This window comes from Exiguobacterium sp. RIT452 (genome assembly GCF_003598705.1).
Taxonomy (GTDB): domain Bacteria; phylum Bacillota; class Bacilli; order Exiguobacteriales; family Exiguobacteriaceae; genus Exiguobacterium_A; species Exiguobacterium_A undae.
In genome coordinates this window covers 381,592-400,255 of sequence record NZ_QXJB01000002.1, presented here as the reverse complement: position 1 = coordinate 400,255, position 18,664 = coordinate 381,592, and the positions used below count along the sequence as shown (strand labels likewise).

Annotated in this window: 16 protein-coding genes, 1 other RNA gene and 1 other annotated feature; of the genes, 13 read left to right on the top strand and 4 right to left on the bottom strand. The window is 49.4% G+C overall.

Going from position 1 to position 18,664, the window contains the following annotated elements; all coding sequences use genetic code 11:
• The first annotated feature begins 121 nt into the window (after nt 1-121).
• The 5 genes from D3D03_RS07545 to D3D03_RS07525 all read left to right on the top strand — a co-directional run bounded on the left by D3D03_RS07545 (nt 122) and on the right by D3D03_RS07525 (nt 6,783).
• Nucleotides 122-2,320 (top strand): RelA/SpoT family protein, encoded by a 2,199-nt coding sequence (locus D3D03_RS07545; RefSeq protein WP_026832443.1) that lies wholly within the window; start codon nt 122-124, stop codon nt 2,318-2,320.
• A 13-nt stretch (nt 2,321-2,333) separates the two neighbouring features.
• Nucleotides 2,334-2,771: a D-aminoacyl-tRNA deacylase gene (dtd, locus tag D3D03_RS07540; protein ID WP_119923252.1), complete on the top strand. Its 438-nt coding sequence runs from the start codon at nt 2,334-2,336 to the stop codon at nt 2,769-2,771.
• A 56-nt stretch (nt 2,772-2,827) separates the two neighbouring features.
• Nucleotides 2,828-3,051 (top strand) — a binding site (T-box leader).
• A gap of 40 nt (nt 3,052-3,091) precedes the next feature.
• A complete protein-coding gene (gene hisS, locus D3D03_RS07535; protein WP_119923251.1) occupies nt 3,092-4,372 on the top strand; it encodes a histidine--tRNA ligase in 1,281 nt (426 codons plus the stop codon).
• Nucleotides 4,369-6,135: an aspartate--tRNA ligase gene (gene aspS / locus D3D03_RS07530; RefSeq protein WP_119923250.1), complete on the top strand. Its 1,767-nt coding sequence runs from the start codon at nt 4,369-4,371 to the stop codon at nt 6,133-6,135. Before hisS ends, aspS begins: the two co-directional genes overlap by 4 nt.
• Before the next feature lie 60 nt (nt 6,136-6,195).
• Entirely contained in the window at nt 6,196-6,783 is a 588-nt protein-coding gene (locus D3D03_RS07525; protein WP_119923249.1) for a DNA-3-methyladenine glycosylase, read from the top strand.
• A 71-nt stretch (nt 6,784-6,854) separates the two neighbouring features.
• On the opposite strand, the gene tnpB is transcribed toward D3D03_RS07525, so the two are convergent.
• Together tnpB and D3D03_RS16965 are read right to left on the bottom strand one after the other, a co-directional pair.
• Nucleotides 6,855-8,027 carry an IS200/IS605 family element RNA-guided endonuclease TnpB gene (gene tnpB / locus D3D03_RS07520; protein WP_119923384.1) on the bottom strand — a complete coding sequence of 391 codons (1,173 nt, stop codon included), beginning with the start codon at nt 8,025-8,027 and terminating at the stop codon, nt 6,855-6,857.
• 167 nt (nt 8,028-8,194) lie between these two features.
• Nucleotides 8,195-8,317, bottom strand: a complete 123-nt coding sequence (locus D3D03_RS16965) for a hypothetical protein (protein ID WP_255415516.1) — start codon at nt 8,315-8,317, stop codon at nt 8,195-8,197.
• A gap of 140 nt (nt 8,318-8,457) precedes the next feature.
• Here D3D03_RS16965 and D3D03_RS07515 point away from each other — a divergent pair, with 140 nt between their 5' ends.
• The 3 genes from D3D03_RS07515 (at nt 8,458) to D3D03_RS07505 (ending at nt 10,775) form a co-directional block, all read left to right on the top strand.
• A complete protein-coding gene (locus tag D3D03_RS07515) occupies nt 8,458-9,657 on the top strand; it encodes a DASH family cryptochrome (protein WP_119923248.1) in 1,200 nt (399 codons plus the stop codon).
• Between the two features lie 67 nt (nt 9,658-9,724).
• A non-coding RNA gene (gene ssrS, locus D3D03_RS07510) (6S RNA) lies at nt 9,725-9,914 on the top strand.
• 96 nt (nt 9,915-10,010) lie between these two features.
• Nucleotides 10,011-10,775 (top strand): tRNA threonylcarbamoyladenosine dehydratase, encoded by a 765-nt coding sequence (locus D3D03_RS07505; RefSeq protein ID WP_026832449.1) that lies wholly within the window; start codon nt 10,011-10,013, stop codon nt 10,773-10,775.
• A gap of 39 nt (nt 10,776-10,814) precedes the next feature.
• Here D3D03_RS07505 and D3D03_RS07500 read toward each other — a convergent pair whose 3' ends face one another.
• Complete coding sequence (locus D3D03_RS07500) at nt 10,815-12,128, bottom strand: replication-associated recombination protein A (RefSeq protein WP_026832450.1); 1,314 nt, start codon at nt 12,126-12,128, stop codon at nt 10,815-10,817.
• A gap of 63 nt (nt 12,129-12,191) precedes the next feature.
• On the opposite strand from D3D03_RS07500, the gene cymR reads away from it, so the two are divergent.
• From cymR to D3D03_RS07480, 4 genes are read left to right on the top strand one after another with little or no spacing between them, the layout of a single operon-like run.
• Nucleotides 12,192-12,599, top strand: a complete 408-nt coding sequence (gene cymR, locus D3D03_RS07495; protein WP_119923383.1) for a cysteine metabolism transcriptional regulator CymR — start codon at nt 12,192-12,194, stop codon at nt 12,597-12,599.
• A gap of 15 nt (nt 12,600-12,614) precedes the next feature.
• Nucleotides 12,615-13,745: a cysteine desulfurase family protein gene (locus D3D03_RS07490; RefSeq protein WP_119923247.1), complete on the top strand. Its 1,131-nt coding sequence runs from the start codon at nt 12,615-12,617 to the stop codon at nt 13,743-13,745.
• Nucleotides 13,746-13,757: 12 nt separating this feature from the next.
• Nucleotides 13,758-14,882, top strand: coding sequence for a tRNA 2-thiouridine(34) synthase MnmA (gene mnmA / locus D3D03_RS07485; protein WP_119923246.1), 1,125 nt, complete (start codon nt 13,758-13,760; stop codon nt 14,880-14,882).
• Nucleotides 14,883-14,895: 13 nt separating this feature from the next.
• Entirely contained in the window at nt 14,896-15,552 is a 657-nt protein-coding gene (locus tag D3D03_RS07480) for a tetratricopeptide repeat protein (RefSeq protein ID WP_119923245.1), read from the top strand.
• Nucleotides 15,553-15,609: 57 nt separating this feature from the next.
• Here D3D03_RS07480 and D3D03_RS07475 read toward each other — a convergent pair whose 3' ends face one another.
• Complete coding sequence (locus D3D03_RS07475; RefSeq protein WP_119923244.1) at nt 15,610-16,158, bottom strand: VOC family protein; 549 nt, start codon at nt 16,156-16,158, stop codon at nt 15,610-15,612.
• 117 nt (nt 16,159-16,275) lie between these two features.
• On the opposite strand from D3D03_RS07475, the gene recD2 reads away from it, so the two are divergent.
• On the top strand, nt 16,276-18,501 hold the full coding sequence (recD2, locus tag D3D03_RS07470; protein ID WP_026832456.1) for an SF1B family DNA helicase RecD2: 2,226 nt from the start codon (nt 16,276-16,278) through the stop codon (nt 18,499-18,501).
• The last annotated feature ends 163 nt before the right edge of the window (nt 18,502-18,664 follow it).

Here is an 18,664-nt window from a genome sequence, read left to right as displayed (position 1 = left end):
GTTGTAGTCGGGGGGGTATTTCTTTTTATTTTGACATATTATCAAAATTTCACGATAATAGAAGGTATATATAATTAGGGATTCAGCGTAATCAATCCCGGGGACTGGGTGAGGATAAGGGATGACAAATAAACAAATCGTAAATGTAGAAGACCTTCTCGCTCGATGTGCGGAGTACATGACGGAGGCAGAGGTAAAAGATATCGAACGTGCCTATCAATTCGCAAAAGACGAGCATGAAGGACAATTTCGTCGATCGGGTGAACCTTATATCATTCACCCGGTTCAAGTGGCTGGGATACTGGTAGATATCGGGCTGGACGCGACGACGATTGTTGCCGCTCTTCTTCATGATGTCGTCGAAGACACCGACATTACGCTGGAAGAACTCACGGAACGGTTCGGAGCAGATGTCGCGATGCTGGTCGATGGCGTGACGAAACTCGGGAAGATCAAATACAAGTCCAAACGAGAAGAGTTGGCAGAAAATCACCGGAAAATGTTTATTGCGATGGCGGAAGACATCCGTGTGATTTTGATCAAGTTAGCCGACCGCCTGCACAACATGCGGACGCTTCAACATATGGTCAAAGAGAAACAAGTCCAAAAAGCAGAAGAAACGCTTGAAATCTTTGCGCCGCTCGCGCATCGACTCGGGATTTCGACAATTAAATGGGAACTCGAAGACATCAGCCTGCGTTACATCAATCCGCAACAATACTACCGGATTGTCTCGATGATGAAACAAAAGCGGACGGAACGCGAAGCGCTCGTCACGTCTGTCATCGATGAAGTCAACGAAGTGCTTGAAGAAGTCGAGATTGCGGCCGAGGTGGATGGTCGTCCGAAACATATCTACTCGATCTACAACAAGATGCAGAATTCGAAAAAAGAATTCAGCGAAATCTATGATTTGATGGCCGTGCGCATCATCGTCGACTCCATCAAGGATTGTTACGCGGTTCTCGGAATCATTCACACCCAATACAAACCGATGCCGGGACGCTTCAAGGACTACATCGCGATGCCTAAACCGAACATGTACCAGTCGTTGCATACAACGGTCATCGGGCCGAAAGGTGAACCGCTTGAAGTGCAAATTCGGACACGCGATATGCATTTCATCGCCGAGTACGGAATTGCCGCACACTGGGCTTACAAAGAAGGAAAAGAGCAGGAAGCGAAGTCCGGTTTCGAAGATAAAATCGCCCACTTCCGTGAAATTCTGGAGTTACAAAAAGATACCGCCGATGCGGAAGAATTCATGGAGTCGGTCAAAGTCGACTTCTTCAGCGATATGCTGTACGTCTTTACACCAAAAGGTGACGTCATCGAATTGCCGAAAGGATCGGTGCCGATTGATTATGCCTACCGGATCCATACAGAAATCGGACACCGGACAATCGGAGCGAAAGTGAACGGACGGATGGTGCCGATCGATTACAAACTGAAGACCGGTGATATCATTGAAATCGTCACGTCAAAACACAGTTATGGACCAAGTAAGGATTGGCTCAAGATTTGTGTATCGAGTCAGGCGAAAAATAAAATCCGCCAGTGGTTCAAACGACAACAACGGGAAGAAAACGTCTCGAAAGGTCGGGAACTGATTGAGGCGGAAGTAAAAAAACTTGGCTTTGAACCAAAGGATGTCATCAACGAAAAGACACTCGAAGACGTTACACGGAAGTTCAACTTCGGTCAAGAAGAAGATATGTATGCTGCCGTCGGATATCACGGCCTGACCGCTGCCCAAGTCGCGCATAAATTGACGGAAAAATTGCGCAAAGACAAAGAGTCAAAAAACCTTGAACTAAACGAAGCCATCAGTGAAATGAAGACGTTTGACCGACCGAAAAAACAAAATCCGGAAGGTGTCCGTGTCAAAGGGATCGACAACATGTTGGTCCGGATGAGCCGGTGTTGCAATCCGGTACCGGGAGACGACATCGTCGGCTACATCACCCGCGGACGCGGTGTCTCGATTCACCGGTCAGATTGTTTAAACGTCATTCATGAACAAAACCCAGAACGATTGCTTGAAGTCGAGTGGGAGCACGAAGGCAAGACGGTTAAAAGCTATAACGTCGAAATCGAGATTTCCGGTTTTGACCGGGCCGGTTTGTTAAACGATGTCCTCCAATCCGTGTCCGCGATGAATACGAATATCGTGGCTGTCAGCGGTAAAGGGGACGACAGCAAACAGGCGAAAATTTCGATGACGATTGCGATCGATAACGTCAATCACCTGCAGAAAGTGGTTGACCGGATTAAACAGATATCAGACGTGTATGCCGTGCATCGCGTCATGATGACATAAGGAGCGGATAAGAATGCGAGTCGTATTACAACGGGTCAAAGAAGCAAGCGTGACGGTCGAAGGAGCGATTACCGGTCAAATCGATCAAGGATTTCTTTTACTCGTCGGGGTCACGCATGAAGATACGCTGGAGCAAGTCAATTGGTTGGCGGATAAGATTGCCGGACTACGGGTGTTCGAAGATGAGGAAGAGCGGATGAACCGGTCGCTCCAAGATGTGGACGGTCAGATTTTGTCCGTTTCTCAGTTCACCCTGTACGGAGATGTTAAAAAAGGACGCCGTCCCGCCTTTACGGAAGCGGCGAAACCGGATCTTGCGAATGAATTGTATGAAGCCTTTAACACGCGTCTGCGCACACAAGGGATTACGGTCGAAACCGGACAGTTCGGCGCAATGATGGATGTTGCGCTCGTCAATGATGGACCGGTGACCTTGATTTTAGAAAAGTAACCAAAGTCTTGACAGGATCTTTCGAACGAGGCAATATAAGGGATAACAGAACGATTATAGAACCGATGACGAAGAAGAGTAATTTAGATCTCGGCTGCTTAGAGAGTCGCCCCTTGGCTGGAAGGGTGATCAGGCGAACTAGATGAAAGACCCTTCTGAGGTATTTTCCTGAAATGTATAGAGTAGGGAAAATCGTAAGCAGGCGTTAACTGCACCGAGTGGCTGAGATTTTTCAGCAACCAGGGTGGTACCACGGGATCTTCAAGTTCTCGTCCCTTTGCGGACGAGGGCTTTTTTTGTATTCAAAAGGAGGAATTAGGATGAAATTACCACGCGGAACGTTTGATGTGCTTCCGGGTACAGTCGAACGTTGGCAGTATATTGAAAACCAATTGCGGGAGATCAGTAAACGATACAACTACAAGGAAATCCGGACACCAATCTTTGAAGAGACAGAACTGTTCAAACGAGGTGTCGGTGAGACGACAGACATCGTTCAAAAAGAGATGTTCATGCTCGAAAAACGCGGCAAGGAACAGTTTACGCTCCGTCCGGAAGGAACAGCTGCCGTCGTTCGGTCATTCGTGACAAACAAACTGTACGGTTCACCGAATCAGCCGGTCAAACTGTTTTATATCGGACCGATGTTCCGTTATGAACGTCCGCAAGCCGGTCGTTTCCGTCAGTTGCACCAATACGGCGTCGAAGCGCTTGGCAGTGAAGAGCCGGCAATCGATGCAGAAGTCATCAGTTTAGCGATGAGCATCTACCAATCATTCGGCTTAAAAAAATTGAAGCTTGTCATCAACTCACTCGGAGACAGTGAAAGCCGCGCCGCGCACCGCGAAGCGTTGGTCAATCACTTCAAGCCGGTTGCTCACGAGTTGTGCCAAGACTGTCAAAACCGTCTCGAAGCCAACCCGCTCCGTGTTCTCGATTGTAAGGTTGACCGCAATCATCCGAGCATGGCGACGGCACCGTCGATTCTCGATTTCCTGAATCCGGCTTCGAAAGCGTATTTCGATCAAGTCTTGCTCCACTTAGATGCACTTGGCATCGAGTACGTGATTGACCCGACACTCGTCCGCGGTCTCGATTACTACAACCACACATCATTTGAGATCATGTCGGAGGCAGAAGGGTTCGGTGCCATCACGACGCTTTGCGGCGGAGGACGTTATAACGGACTCGTCGAACAGATTGGCGGTCCTGCGACACCGGGCATCGGTTTTGGCATCGGCCTTGAACGTCTGTTGATGGCGCTTGAAAACGAAGCGGTTTTACCGGAAGTCGATGATTCAATCGATGTCTTCATCGTCGCGCAAGGCAATGAAGAAGTCGAAAAAACAGCGACCCGCCTGCTTCAATTGATGCGTTTGGAAGGACTTGCTGCGGATCGGGATTACCTCGGGCGGAAGTTCAAAGGGCAATTCAAAGCAGCAGACCGGATGCAGGCACGCTTTACCGTCATCCTCGGAGACGAAGAAGTCGAACGTGGTGCGGCCGCGTTAAAAAACATGTCGACGGGCGAACAGATTGATGTCCCGCTGTCAGCTGTCGCCGACACGATTGTCGCGAAATTAAAGGAGGAAGTACAATGATCGGACGTACACACATGAACGGAACCGTAACAGAAGAAACGATCGGCCAAGCCGTTCAACTAAAAGGGTGGGTTCAAAAACGCCGTGACCTCGGTGGATTGATTTTCCTCGACTTACGTGACCGGACCGGAATTGTCCAAGTCGTCTTCCAACCGGAAAACGAGCAGGCACACCGTCTGGCAGAAACGATTCGCTCGGAATACGTGCTCGACATCAAAGGGACGGTCATCAAACGTGAAAATCCGAACCTGAACATTCCGACAGGTCAAGTCGAAGTCGTCGCGGATGAAGTCATCATTTTGAACGCTTCAAAAATGACGCCGTTTCCGATCAGTGAAGAAGCGGAACAGACATCAGAAGATCTCCGTCTGAAATACCGTTATCTGGATCTTCGTCGTCCATCACTACAGGAAACATTCCGTCTGCGTTCAAAAGCATCAAACATCATGCGGAACTTCCTCGACGAACAAGATTTCCTCGAAGTCGAGACACCGATTTTAACGAAATCGACACCGGAAGGCGCACGGGACTACTTGGTACCAAGTCGTGTTCATCCGGGTGAGTTTTACGCCTTGCCGCAATCGCCGCAATTGTTTAAACAGTTACTGATGGTATCTGGTTTTGAGCGGTATTTCCAAATCGCCCGTTGTTTCCGTGATGAAGATTTGCGTGCAGACCGTCAACCGGAATTCACACAAGTCGACATCGAAACAAGTTTCATGGATGTCGAAGACTTGTATGCGATGATGGAATCGATGATGACACGTGTCATGAAAGAAACGCTCGGAAAAGACATTACGACACCGTTCCCGCGGATGCCGTATGCGGAAGCGATGAGCCGGTTCGGTTCGGATAAGCCGGATACACGGTTTGGTCTTGAGTTGATTGATGTGGCGGAAGCGGTCACAGGTGCCGGCTTTAAAGTCTTCGACATGGCACTTGAATCCGGCGGCGAAGTCAAAGCGTTGAACGTCAAAGGCGCAGCCGACCAATTCTCACGTAAAGACATCGACAAATTACAAGAGTTCACAGCAATCTATGGCGCGAAAGGTCTCGCTTGGGTCAAAGTAACGGCAGACGGACTGAACGGTCCCATCGCGAAGTTCTTTGATGAAGCAGCGACGGCACGCCTTGTTGACGCAACGTCGGCGGAAGCGGGCGATCTGCTCGTCTTCGTGGCAGCAAAAGCCTCAATCGTTGCGGATAGTCTCGGCGCACTTCGTCAAAAACTCGGAAAAGAACTCGGCTTGATTGACGAAACGGTCTTCAACTTCCTGTGGGTGACGGATTTCCCACTTGTGACGTTTGAAGAAGCGGACGGTCGTTTCTATGCAAACCACCATCCGTTCACGATGCCGCGCCGGGAAGATCTCGACAAACTCGAGACAGACCCGGGCAGTGTACTAGCCGTTGCCTATGACCTTGTCTTGAACGGGTATGAGCTTGGCGGAGGATCACAGCGGATTTACGAACGGGATATCCAAGAGCGGATGTTTAAATTACTTGGATTCACGGAAGAGGAAGCGAACGAACAGTTCGGCTTCTTGATGGAAGCGTTCGAATATGGAACGCCGCCGCATGCCGGCATCGCGTTAGGTCTTGACCGTCTGATCATGTTACTCGCTGGACGAACGAACTTGCGGGATACGATTGCTTTCCCGAAAACGGCGTCGGCAAGTGATTTATTAACAGCGGCACCAAGTCCGGTTTCAGATGCACAATTAAATGAGCTATCGATTCGGACGGCAGTCAAACAGTCGTAACAGCAACAGATTTCCTTCCATAAGAGAAGGAAATCTGTTTTTTTTAGAGGAGGAATGAAGATGGAACGGTCTTTTTTTGAACGGTCTCCGGTCGACGTCGCACCGGACTTGCTCGGGAGTGTCTTGACGGTCAACGCGGTGACGATGCGGATTGTCGAAGTCGAAGCGTATCTTGGACCGCATGATCAAGCGGCTCATTCCTACAGTGGGCGACCGACGAAACGGACCGCACCGATGTTTGGACCGGCGGGACACCTCTATGTATATTTCACGTATGGGATGCACCATTGCCTGAACATCGTCTGTGGAGAGATTGGTCAAGGGTATGCCGTATTACTGCGCGGCGCGGAGGTGATCAGCGGACATGATCTCGTCGCCGAACGCCGATTTGCAAAATCATACGCAACGTTAACCAAAGCCGAACAAAAAAACTTAGTCAACGGTCCGGCTAAGCTGTGCCAAGCGTTTGGTTTGACGACAGAAGATTCGGGTGTGGATTTATACAGGGATGAACGCTTTCAGATTGAAGTGGGGGAGGCGGAGACTATCGTTCAGACGACCCGAATCGGAATCCCGAATGCCGGGGAAGCGACGGCGTATCCGTGGCGCTTTTACGAATCCGGCAGCACCGGCGTAAGTAAAAATTGAACTACCTCCACCTACGCTTCGCTTAGAGGTGGAGGATTCCTGAGTTATCCGACCTACCGGTCGAAAATTTATCAGGCTAACCCCGTCGTCCCGACGGTTGAAGAAGCTAAGATGCGTTCAGCTTCTTGTTTAAGATTCAGTCCTGCGTTCACATCCCGGTCGTGGTGAATCCCGCAACTCGGGCATGTCCATTCACGCAAACCAAGATCTTTCACGTCTTTGTGTTGATGTCCGCAACTGGAGCACAGTTGGCTCGAAGCAAAGGTCTTGCCAACCTTCACGATGGTCTTCCCGTACCATTCTGCCTTGTACTCCAACATACGGAAGAACTCCGACCAACTGACGTCCGAGATGGACTTGCTCAACTTGCGGTTCTTCTGCATGTTCTTCACCTGTAAGGTCTCGATACCGATGATGTCGTGATTTTTGACGATCTCGGTCGATACGTTGTGCAGGAAATCGTTCCGCTTGTTGGCGATCTTCTCGTGGATACGGGCGACCTTACGCTTTTGCTTTTCGTAATTTCTCGCCTCGGAAAGCTTGACTTTCTTGTTCAGGGCCATGCGTTGACGGCGGGAGAGCTTACGCTGTTCGCGCGCCAGTTTCTTCTCAAGCGTTCGAAAGTAACGGTCGTTCTTGTATACCGTGCCGTCCGACAGGATCGTGAAGTTTTTGAGTCCGACATCGACACCGATGGATGAACCAGTCTTCGGCAGTTCGTGGATTTCCTGCTCGACGAGCAGGGAGACGAAGTATTTTCCTGAAGCATTGCGTCGGATCGTGGCATTTAAGATACGGCCTGTGACCTGTTTCGAATAGGAGAAACGAACCCATTTCAGCTTCGGAAGTTTTAACTTGTTCCCGATGATAGAGGCTTCGGGAAGTTGAGATTTCCCTTGAATATTGGTCTTATACGATTGGACGGGGTTCCGCTTCGACTTGAAACGAGGGCGTTCGTTCTGCTTCTTGAAGAAGCGGTCAAACGCATCAGCAAGATGTTTGACGCTGATCTGAACAGAGGTACTATCAACTTCCTTCAACCAGTCGAACTCCTGCTTCAACAAAGGAATTTCTTTGGAACAAGAACCGTAGGACAGTCCTTTTCCAGTGGTCTTGTACATTTCATCCCACTTCGCTAAGAAGTGGTTGAAAACGAATCGTGAACAACCGATCGTCTTCGCGATCAGGATTTCCTGCTCTTTTGTGGGATAGATTCTGAATTTGTAGGCCTTGTGCTTCAACATCATTTTTCACCTCCTTCAAAGAGAATATACCCGAAAAACAGGCTGGCGATTCAGCTCCCACTTTCACTTTGTTTAGAAGTAGGAGTATTCTCGCCAAATTTTGATAAATTATCAGATTAGAACGAAATGAGGGGGCGGATTTGATATCCGCCCCCTCATCTGTTAGTTCATCGTTTTGGTGTATTGATTGATTTTTTAGCTTGTTGTTTTTTATAAAATTTGTAGACGATCGGTCCGACCGTCGTAGCGAGCGTAATGAGTGTCTTGAGTTTCCCTTTTTTAGCAGCCATGAAATGATTCACTCCTTAGTAAGTTGTACTAATCATATTCCACGAAAACAAAAAATCAAAACCTTTTCAGCACATCAATCGTTTGCGGAGAGGAAGAAGATTGAGATAGTACGGGTAAGGATAACAAAGGAGTGAGTGACATGGCAGGAGTCGTTTGGTATCGAAATGATTTACGGGTCGACGATCATGAAGCGTTAACACAGGCCTGTGCCGAGCAAGACAAGGTTCGGGCAGTTTTTATTCAACAAGAGACGGAACAGCGTGGCCGCCAACAAGTCATCTTTGAACAAGAGACATTACACGCTTTACGAAATCATTTAGGACAACTCGGAATTGAACTGACGATTTTGCAAGGCGAGACGATGGAACAACTTTCGCACTTCACGGCACCGGAGGATGTCCTCTACTTTCACCGGATGACCGGTTTTTATGAAGCGCGTCTCGAACAGCAGGTTTTACAACAGTACACAGCCTATATGTATGAAACGCAGACGCTGCACCGGCGGGAAGATATCGGGAGTGACGAACTGAAACGCGTTTTTACGGCTTTCCGAAAAAGAGTGGAACAGTCCGGCCGATTTGAAGAACCGATGGATGCACCGGGAGAGATTCGTTATGCTGAACCGCCGGATAAGGAAAAGCTGGATTCCCGTACGGCATTCCCGTTTGCGGGAGGAGAAACGGCAGGGCGTAATCGCCTGGCTGCTTATTTGGAAGGACCCGTCTTTACCTATAAAGAGACACGGAACGGATTCGACCGCGATGATTCTTCAAAGTTATCCGCCTGGCTTGCGAACGGTTCCCTTTCGCCGCGACGCGTCATGGCAGAACTTCAACGTGCCGAACGGAAGCACGGTGCCAATGAATCGACCTACTGGTTATACTTCGAACTGCTTTGGCGTGATTTTTTCCATTTGACGATGCGAGAGACCGGTCACCGGCTTTTTCGATCAAACGGTTTACGAGACGGTCATCTAACATGGAAAACGGATCAAGCAGCCGTGGATTCTTGGATTGCCGGACAGACGGGTGAACCATTTGTGGATGCATTCATGCGGGAAATCAAGGAGACCGGCTGGATGTCGAATCGAGGGCGGCAGATTACCGCCAGTTATTTGATTCATGACCTAAAACAAGACTGGCGCATAGGTGCCCGCTATTTTGAAAGTCAGTTGATCGATTTTGACGTCGCCTCCAATTACGGGAATTGGGCGTACATCGCCGGAGTCGGAAATGCGACACGAACGCCGCAATTCAATCCGGAATTTCAGCAACAAAAGTATGATCCGACAGGGGCCTTCATCCGCCGTTGGATGTCAAGTGAAACGACTGAAAAATGACCAAATTTTCAAAGGCAGAACCAGTTGCATTTCGATAGGGGGAATGCTATATTAAATGCAACAGATGGGGTTCCTGAGATGTACGAGAGCCGCCTTTTATCTTTGAGCCACTCTTTTTTGATAGGGAGTTTGACGTTCCAACTAGTAGTACATGCCTCGTAACACAGCAGGAGGACGTACGAATAGGAATCGGATAAGACACCCACCTGCACAGCAGGTTCAAAAATAAGGTATCGACACGGCACTTCGGGTCCCATCGTTTATTTTTTAAAGGTTTGAACTATACGTCGCATGACGTTTTTTTTTATGATATAATTCCGAGTAAAACAGTATGAGTATTGTGAGGTTATGAGATGTTAAATCAATTTTCACGTAATGAATTAGCAATCGGAAAGACCGGACTTGATGCATTGGCTTCCAAGTCTGTCGCAATTTTAGGGATTGGCGGAGTCGGTTCTTTTTCTGCCGAAGCACTTGCCCGCAGTGGTGTCGGCCGGTTGATTCTAGTCGATAAAGACGATATCGACATCACGAATGTCAACCGTCAAATCCATGCATTGCTGCCGACAGTCGGACAACCGAAGGTCGATGCAATGGCGGATCGGTTGATGCAAATCAATCCCGACCTCGAGATTGTTCGTTTGAAGATGTTTTACAATGAAGAGACATATGAAGCCTTTTTTGCGGAAAATCCGGATTATGTCATCGATGCTTCAGATACGGTCTCGTTTAAGATTCATTTGATCAAAGAATGTAAACGACGTCAGATTCCGATCATCTCGAGCATGGGGATGGCGAACAAGATGGATCCGACGCGAATCAAGATCGTTGATATCAAAGATACAAGCTATGATCCGCTCGCAAAGGTCATTCGGACGCGACTGCGTAAGGAAGGGATTCATAAAGGAGTCCCGGTCGTCTTCTCGGACGAACCACCGGTCAAGATCATTGAAGAAGTCCGGCAAGTGGTGGGTAATGACGAAGCCGTCATTCGAAAAGCGAAGATGCCGCCAAGTTCGAATGCCTTTGTTCCGTCGGTTGGCGGTTTGATTGCAGCCAGTCATGTCATCAACGAAATCGTTCGTGAAGCAGGCGTCATCATCGAACGTGTCCGTTAAGAAAAAAAGCGACCTGCTGAGGTCGCTTTTTCTAATCGTTTACGGTTGTTTTTTCCAGAAATCGAGACGGGCTTGCAGTTGTTTTTCGAAACCACGTGGACTGGGTGTATAAAAGACCGGTTTCGTACGCGCCAGATTTTCCGGCCAGTAATTCTGTTTAACGTAAGCATGTGGAAACTGGTGCGGATACTGGTATTCGACACCGTTGCCAAGTGCCGCCGCTCCGGCATGGTGCGCATCCCGTAAATGGGGCGGGACCGGACCGCCGTCTGAACGGCGGACGAGTTCAAGTGCTTTGTCAATCGCCGTGATGACCGCGTTTGATTTTGGAGCCGTCGCCAGATATAACACCGTTTCAGCGAGTGGAATCCGTGCCTCCGGAAATCCGATGTATTCACAAGCCCGGGCACAGGCATCAACGAGCAACAAGGCTTGAGGATCGGACAATCCGATGTCTTCTGCCGCATGAACGTATAACCGCCGGACGATGAAGCGCGGACTTTCACCGGCTTCAATCATGACAGCGAGCCAGTAGAGTGCAGCGTCCGGATCCGAGCCGCGAATCGACTTAATGAAGGCCGAGATGACGTCGTAATGCCGGTCGCCGTCCTTATCGTATTTCAAGGCTTTTTGTTGGATTGATTCTTCTGCTACGGCGAGGTCAATCGTGATCTCCCCGTCAATTTCCGGTGTCGTTAAAACCGCGAGTTCCAGTGCGTTCAGCAGAGCACGGTAATCGCCATCGGATAACTTGACGTAATGGTCCACAGCATCATCCGTGATCGTAATCGGATATTTTCCGAGACCACGTTCTGTATCCTCCAAGGTTCGGCGCAGGACGACCCGTAAATCGTCCGTCGTTGGTGTCTCGAACCGGAAGACAGTCGCCCGAGACAACAGGGCAGCATTGACTTCAAAACTTGGATTTTCTGTCGTTGCGCCGATCAGCGTGATTGTTCCGGCCTCGAGCGCAGGAAGTAACGCGTCTTGCTGCATTTTATTAAAACGATGAATCTCATCTAAAAATAAGATTGTTTTTTGTTGGTCAAATTGGAGCCGGGATTCAGCGGCTTTCAGGACTTCCCGTAATTGATCGAGTTTTGCCGTGACAGCATTCAGCTGTTCAAATGCCGATTTCGTATAACTGGAAATGACACGAGCGAGCGTCGTCTTCCCGGTCCCCGGCGGTCCGTAGAAGATGACGGTTCCGAGCCGGTCGGCGAGAATAGCCCGACGTAATAAGGTGGACTCACCGATCAAGTGGCGTTGTCCGACGATTTCGTCCAGTGATTGAGGACGCATCCGGTTGGCAAGCGGACCGGCTGGAGAATGGGATTCAAATAAGTTAGCCATAGGTAGCGTTCCTTCTTTCGACTTTTAGCTACTACTATACTAGAAAGGATGTTTTTTCGCATGATGAAAATCTCGACAAAAGGCCGTTATGGTCTGACAATCATGATTGCACTCGCCAAGGGAGGCGAGTTGAAGCCGATGTCTTTAAAAAAAATTGCCCAGATGTACGATTTGTCCGAACATTACCTGGAGCAGTTGATTGCACCGCTTCGTAACGGGGGTCTGGTCAAAAGTGTCCGCGGAGCATACGGCGGATATAAACTGGGCCGTCCTGCCGAGGAGATCACGGCAGGGGACATCATTCGTTTGCTCGAAGGACCACTCGTCGTCGTCGAAGGGGACAACTGTGACGAAGTGACGAAACGGAAGTTATGGGATAAAATTCAACGGGCAGTCGACGATGTACTCGATTCGACGACATTAAAAGATTTGGCAGAAGAAGATGATACAGGTTATATGTTTTATATATGAGAGGTGAAACCAACTATGATGTATTTTGATCATGCAGCAACAACACCGATGCGTCCGGAAGTTCTCGAGAAGATGACACCATACATGCTCGAACAGTTCGGTAATCCGTCAAGCGTACATGCTTTCGGCCGGTCCGGGCGGGCAGCGATTGACACGGCACGGCGGATGATGGCAACGGAATTAAACGCCAAACCGACGGAAATCATCTTTACGAGCGGCGGGACGGAGGCTGATAATTACGCCATCATCGGTGCAGCGATGCAATACAAATCACGTGGCCGTCATGTCATCACGACCCGCTTTGAACACCATGCGGTCCTGCATGCGTTCGAAGAACTCGAAAAACGGGGGTTTGACGTGACATATCTTGATGTACCGGCGTCCGGTGTCGTAACGGAAGATGCTTTGCGCGCTGCCGTTCGACCGGATACGATTTTAGTATCGATCATGTTCGGCAACAACGAAGTCGGAACGATTCAGCCGATTGCGGCATGCGGTCGTTTTTTACAGGAACAACAGATTTTGTTTCACACGGATGCTGTCCAGGTTTTTGCCAAGATGGCGATTGATGTGGAAGAAATGGGCATTGATCTGTTATCCGCTTCAGGTCACAAAATCAATGGACCAAAGGGTGTCGGTCTGCTCTATGTCCGCTCCGGTCTAAAGTTATCGCCGCAATCCTTCGGAGGCGAACAGGAACGAAAACGCCGTGCCGGAACAGAAAACGTTGCCGGGATCGTCGGTTTTGCGGAAGCAGTCCGTTTGACGGCAGCGGAACGTCTGCAACAAACAACCCATTACCATCAGCTGCGGACGCTGTTACTCGAGCGGCTCGAAGCGTCAACGATTGACTTTGAAGTAAATGGGACGCAAGGTTTGGTCCAAGTCATCAACCTGTATTTTCCCCGTGTCGAAATCGAACCGTTTTTGATCATGCTGGATATGCGGGGAATTGCCGTCTCGAGCGGCAGTGCCTGTACGGCAGGATCAATCGAACCGTCACATGTCTTGTCGGCGATGTACGGTGAAAATCCGCGGACAAAACAATCGGTCCGGATCAGCTTCGGTCGCGGGAACGATGCGGCACAAGTCGAACTGCTCGCACAAGGACTGATAGATATCGTAAAATCGTTTCAGAACAACTAAGAGGTGAAAAATATGAATACACGTGCAAAAGCGCCGAGCGAAACAACGGTCGTCGTCGGGATGTCCGGCGGTGTCGATTCTTCCGTCACGGCTTATTTATTAAAACAACAAGGATATAACGTCATCGGGATCTTCATGAAAAACTGGGACGATACAGACGAAAATGGTTTTTGTACGGCGACGGAAGATTATGAAGATGTCATCGCCGTTGCCAACCAAATCGGCATTCCGTATTATGCGGTCAATTTCGAAAAAGAGTACTGGGATAAAGTCTTTACGTATTTCTTAGATGAATATAAACTCGGCCGGACACCAAACCCGGACGTCATGTGTAACAAAGAAATCAAGTTCAAGGCATTCCTTGATCACGCAATGCGTCTGGGTGCCGATTTTGTCGCGACCGGTCATTATGCCCGTGCTGTATATGAAGATGGCGAACATAAATTGTTGCGTGGTGTCGATACGAACAAGGATCAAACGTACTTCTTGAATCAATTGTCACAAGATCAAATTGCAAAAGCGATGTTCCCGATTGGACATATGGAGAAATCAGAAGTCCGGAAAATTGCCGAAGAAGCGAACCTCGCGACGGCGAAGAAAAAAGACTCAACCGGGATTTGCTTCATCGGGGAACGGAACTTCAAACAATTCCTCAGTCAGTATCTCCCGGCACAACCGGGCGAAATGCGGACACTCGACGGAAAAACGATGGGACGTCACGATGGTCTGATGTATTACACAATGGGACAGCGTCATGGTCTTGGTATCGGTGGAGACGGTGAGCCATGGTTCGTCGTCGGTAAAAACCTGGCCGATAACATCTTGTTCGTCGAGCAAGGATTCCACAATGAATTGCTTTATTCAGAAGGATTGTATGCATCTGATATCAGCTGGACGGCAACGATGCCGGCTGGAACAGAATTCCGTTGTACAGCGAAATTCCGTTATCGTCAGACTGATACACCGGTCACGGTCCGTGTACTCGAAAACGGACGTCTGGACGTCGCGTTCGAAGAACGGCAACGGGCCATCACACCAGGACAAGCCGTCGTCTTTTATGACGGAGACGTGTGCCTGGGTGGGGCAACGATCGATGAAGCATATAAAGCCGGAGAACGCTTGGCGTATCTCGCATAAAGGAGCGAATCGTATGAACTATAATGAAGTGGGATTCAGACATCTCGAGGCCGGCAATTATGAATTGGCCGCCCAAGCGTTTAACGATGCAATTGAACAACAACCAAACGATCCGACAGCCTATGTCAATCTTGGTACATTACTTCAGTCGATGGATGATGCCGATCGGGCACTCCGCTTTTATGAAAAAGCATTGACGATTGACCCGACGTTCGCAAGTGCCCATTACGCGAAAGGGGCTCTGTACTTTGCTGCAGATCAACTCGTTGAAGCGGAAGAGTCGTTACGACTGGCCTTATTGCACGGTTTGGACGATGCGGACCTGCATTTCATGCTCGGGCTGACGTATCAAAAATTGGGTGATCCCGTCCGTGGAATTCCTCGTTTGAAACAGGCGACGGAATTGAATGGCGTCGATGTTGAAATTGCCTTCCAATATGGATTGGCACTTGCCCAAAACGAACAAATCGAAGAAGCGGCTGAAATCTTCGAACAAGTCTTGTTGCTGGAAGAAACGCATACTGATGCACGTTATAACTACGCCATCGCGCTTGCCTTTTTAGGTCAGCAAGAAGCCTGTTACACAGAACTGGAAACCGTTCTTGCCTATCAGCCAAACCATACGCTTGCGCGTGATGCCAAAGCGAAGATGGATGCATTACTGAAGTAACACAAAAAAAGCTCTGCTGCCGACTGCCTTGCGCAATCAGATCCAGCAGAGCTTTTTTTAATGTCCGACTTCACGGACAATCCGTAACGGGGGACCGGAAAAGTCTTCATAGGCTTCGTCCATGTTTTTCGTGTACAATTCGATGACGTTTTGTTCCGTGTCCTTAAAGTACGCAGAATACTCTTTATCGTTAGAAGTCTCTTGTTCGTCCCATTCCCGAATCTTGACGGCAATCGAAGCGGTACGAAGCAGTTCCAGTGCCTCGTCGAACTGTTCTTTTTCGATATAAAAGGCACAGTGGACATGCATGCCGCCTTCGTCATACAGGCTGTCCCACTCTGTGACGGGAAGGCGTTTGACGGTCCGTTCCTCCATCGTGAAGTCACGCTTCAGCCAAAGACCGAGGCGTGTGTTCCCCCCGATGTACAGCCAGGTCGCCCAGACACCGTCTTGCTTTTTTTGTTCTTGACTCGGTTCGGCATCTTCTGGCGCCCATTGCTCGACGATCGGGATGCCGAGCGTCCCGTTCCAAAACGCAACAGCGCGGTCCATATCCTCGACTTCTAATACTAATTCACATAATCCGGCAATCGGTAGACGTCCCATGATTCGTTCCTCCATTCGCATATTAACTCAAGGAACGTTTCCCTCATTTAAAATCCGTTAAACGAATGCTATGATAATAGCAGAGTAACGGAGTCCAGAAAGAAAGCAGGTGGAGTGATGGAGCACCCCCATCAAGTAGTTGGTCGCGTCAAACGTGTGCTTTTTTCCTCCGAAGAAGAAGCCCATTCGATTGTTTTGATTGCCATCAAAGAAAAAAACTTTGAATTAAAAGAGACGGAACTCGTCATTACGGGAACCGGCGTCGGAATTGAGCTTGGCGGAACCTATCAAGCGTTCGGACGATTGATTGACCATCCGCGGTTCGGCAAACAATTAAAGGCCGAATTGATCCGGCGGTCGGTGCCGATGACGAAACACGCAGCAGTCCGTTTTTTGACAAACGGTTCGTTTACCGGCATTGGGCCGAAAACAGCGAAAAACATCGTCGATGCGTTAGGCGAAGATGCGATCGACGTCATTTTAAAAGACAGCAAGGCGCTTGACCGTGTTCCGGGTTTGAAGCAAAAACAAGCGGATGTCATCTTCAGTCGCCTGGCGACATTATACGGTGTCGATCAACTGATGCTCTTTTTAGCGCCGTTTGATGTCACACCGAAACTGGCGGCGAAGATTTATGCTGCTTACGAAGGGGATGCGATGGCACGCATCCGTGAGAATCCCTATTCCTTGATGTATGAAGTCAGTGGAATCGGGTTTAAGACGGCAGATCAGATTGCCTCACATCTGGGGCTTGTCGGACTGCATCCGGAGCGGGTTGCAGCGTCAATCATGCATATTTTGGAACAAGAGGCGGGCGAAGGACATGCCTTTGCGACCGTCGAATCGCTGTTGCAACGGGCGCCGCGTCTGCTCGGAGAAGACCCGGGCGAACGGCTCGAACAAGCGATTGAGCTGTTGTTGACGGAAGACAAGGTCAAACTTGAAGAAGGTTGTTTGTACTTACCGACGATTTTTTACGCCGAAGTCCGGGCAGCAAAAGAGTTGGCCCGTGTGATGGCGAATGGTGCGGAGCAGGAAGTCGATGTTGCGACGATCTTATCGGCAATCGGTCAGCTCGAAGAACGGTTCGGGATGGAGTATGCCGTCCAACAACGGGAAGCGATCGAGCTCGCAGTCAAGGCTCCGCTGATGGTATTGACGGGTGGTCCCGGGACCGGGAAGACGACGGTCATCAAAGGAATTTTGCATGCCCTTCAGGAAATTCACGACTGGCCGCTTGAAAAAAGTCAGGTCAAGTCGGGTGAGGTCTATCCGTATGTGCTCGTCGCCCCGACCGGACGAGCGGCCAAACGTCTGTCTGAAGCGACGGACGTCCCGGCCATGACGATTCACCGGCTTCTGAAATATGACGGAACGAACTTCCAATTAAACGAAGATCAACCGATTACAGGGAAGGTATTGATCATCGATGAATCGTCGATGATTGATATTTATCTGTTGTCGAGTTTATTACGGGCTGTACCGAACGGGATGAAGATTCTGTTTGTCGGCGACCGTGACCAGTTGCCGTCGGTTGGCCCGGGACAAGTGCTCGCTGACTTGATGGATACGGACGGGATTCCCGTCGTCCGACTCAACGTCGTCCACCGTCAAGCGGAAGATTCCTCGATTCTCCGGTTGGCGCATGACTTGAAAAATCGTGTCACTTCGGCTGATTTACTTGCTCCGTTGTCCGATCGCCGGTTCTATTCACTGGCGCCGCAGGAGTCCTTGCGCGGCATTGCCGCTTTCGCGGAGAAGGCACTGGCAAAAGGGTATTCGAAATTCGATGTCCAGATTTTAGCCCCGACCTACCGCGGACAGGTCGGCATCGACGAACTGAACATCGTGCTGCAGCAGGTCTACAATCCGGAAGCACCTAAAAAAAGGGAAGTCAAACAAGGGACGCGGATTTACCGGAGCGGGGACAAGATTCTTCAGCTGGTCAATAATGCTGAAGAAAATGTCTACAACGGAGACATCGGCGAAATCGTCAACATCTTTTTTGCAAAGGAAAACGTCGATAAGGTGGATAAAATCATCGCCCGTTTCGATCAGACGGAAGTCGAGTACAATCGGAGCGACTGGGATCAGTTTACACACGCCTATGCGATTACAATTCACAAAGCCCAAGGGTCAGAGTTTCCGATTGTCTTAATGCCGGTCTTTTTCACCGGCGCTTTCAAGCATTCCCGTAATCTCATCTATACGGCGGTGACGCGGGCGAAAGCGAGCTTACTGTTATTCGGCGATCCACGTGCTTTTTATAAAGCCTCTCAAGAAGAAGAACCGCGCCGGCGGACCCGACTCATCGAACGACTGGGCGGTATGACAAAGACTTGACGCGATGCGTGAGATAGGTAATAATCACGATAGATGAATGGACGCAAAACGTTGATGGAAGTTAAGTAAGTCGAATGCTTCATGTACCAGAGAGAGATGGATGTGCTGGAACCATCTCCATGAAGAGTCGATTGAAGCTCCTTCCGGAGTCGGGTGCAAACAC

What these genes read in the sequence shown, in the direction of transcription:
- recD2 (WP_026832456.1), top strand. Translation starts at nt 16,276, where the DNA reads ATGGAGCACCCCCATCAAGTAGTTGGTCGCGTCAAACGTGTGCTTTTT.
- cymR (WP_119923383.1), top strand. Translation starts at nt 12,192, where the DNA reads ATGAAAATCTCGACAAAAGGCCGTTATGGTCTGACAATCATGATTGCA.
- D3D03_RS07525 (WP_119923249.1), top strand. Translation starts at nt 6,196, where the DNA reads ATGGAACGGTCTTTTTTTGAACGGTCTCCGGTCGACGTCGCACCGGAC.
- D3D03_RS07475 (WP_119923244.1), bottom strand. Translation starts at nt 16,158, where the DNA reads ATGGGACGTCTACCGATTGCCGGATTATGTGAATTAGTATTAGAAGTC.
- hisS (WP_119923251.1), top strand. Translation starts at nt 3,092, where the DNA reads ATGAAATTACCACGCGGAACGTTTGATGTGCTTCCGGGTACAGTCGAA.
- tnpB (WP_119923384.1), bottom strand. Translation starts at nt 8,027, where the DNA reads ATGTTGAAGCACAAGGCCTACAAATTCAGAATCTATCCCACAAAAGAG.
- dtd (WP_119923252.1), top strand. Translation starts at nt 2,334, where the DNA reads ATGCGAGTCGTATTACAACGGGTCAAAGAAGCAAGCGTGACGGTCGAA.
- D3D03_RS07505 (WP_026832449.1), top strand. Translation starts at nt 10,011, where the DNA reads ATGTTAAATCAATTTTCACGTAATGAATTAGCAATCGGAAAGACCGGA.
- D3D03_RS07515 (WP_119923248.1), top strand. Translation starts at nt 8,458, where the DNA reads ATGGCAGGAGTCGTTTGGTATCGAAATGATTTACGGGTCGACGATCAT.
- D3D03_RS07545 (WP_026832443.1), top strand. Translation starts at nt 122, where the DNA reads ATGACAAATAAACAAATCGTAAATGTAGAAGACCTTCTCGCTCGATGT.
- mnmA (WP_119923246.1), top strand. Translation starts at nt 13,758, where the DNA reads ATGAATACACGTGCAAAAGCGCCGAGCGAAACAACGGTCGTCGTCGGG.
- D3D03_RS07490 (WP_119923247.1), top strand. Translation starts at nt 12,615, where the DNA reads ATGATGTATTTTGATCATGCAGCAACAACACCGATGCGTCCGGAAGTT.
- D3D03_RS07500 (WP_026832450.1), bottom strand. Translation starts at nt 12,128, where the DNA reads ATGGCTAACTTATTTGAATCCCATTCTCCAGCCGGTCCGCTTGCCAAC.
- D3D03_RS07480 (WP_119923245.1), top strand. Translation starts at nt 14,896, where the DNA reads ATGAACTATAATGAAGTGGGATTCAGACATCTCGAGGCCGGCAATTAT.
- D3D03_RS16965 (WP_255415516.1), bottom strand. Translation starts at nt 8,317, where the DNA reads ATGGCTGCTAAAAAAGGGAAACTCAAGACACTCATTACGCTCGCTACG.
- aspS (WP_119923250.1), top strand. Translation starts at nt 4,369, where the DNA reads ATGATCGGACGTACACACATGAACGGAACCGTAACAGAAGAAACGATC.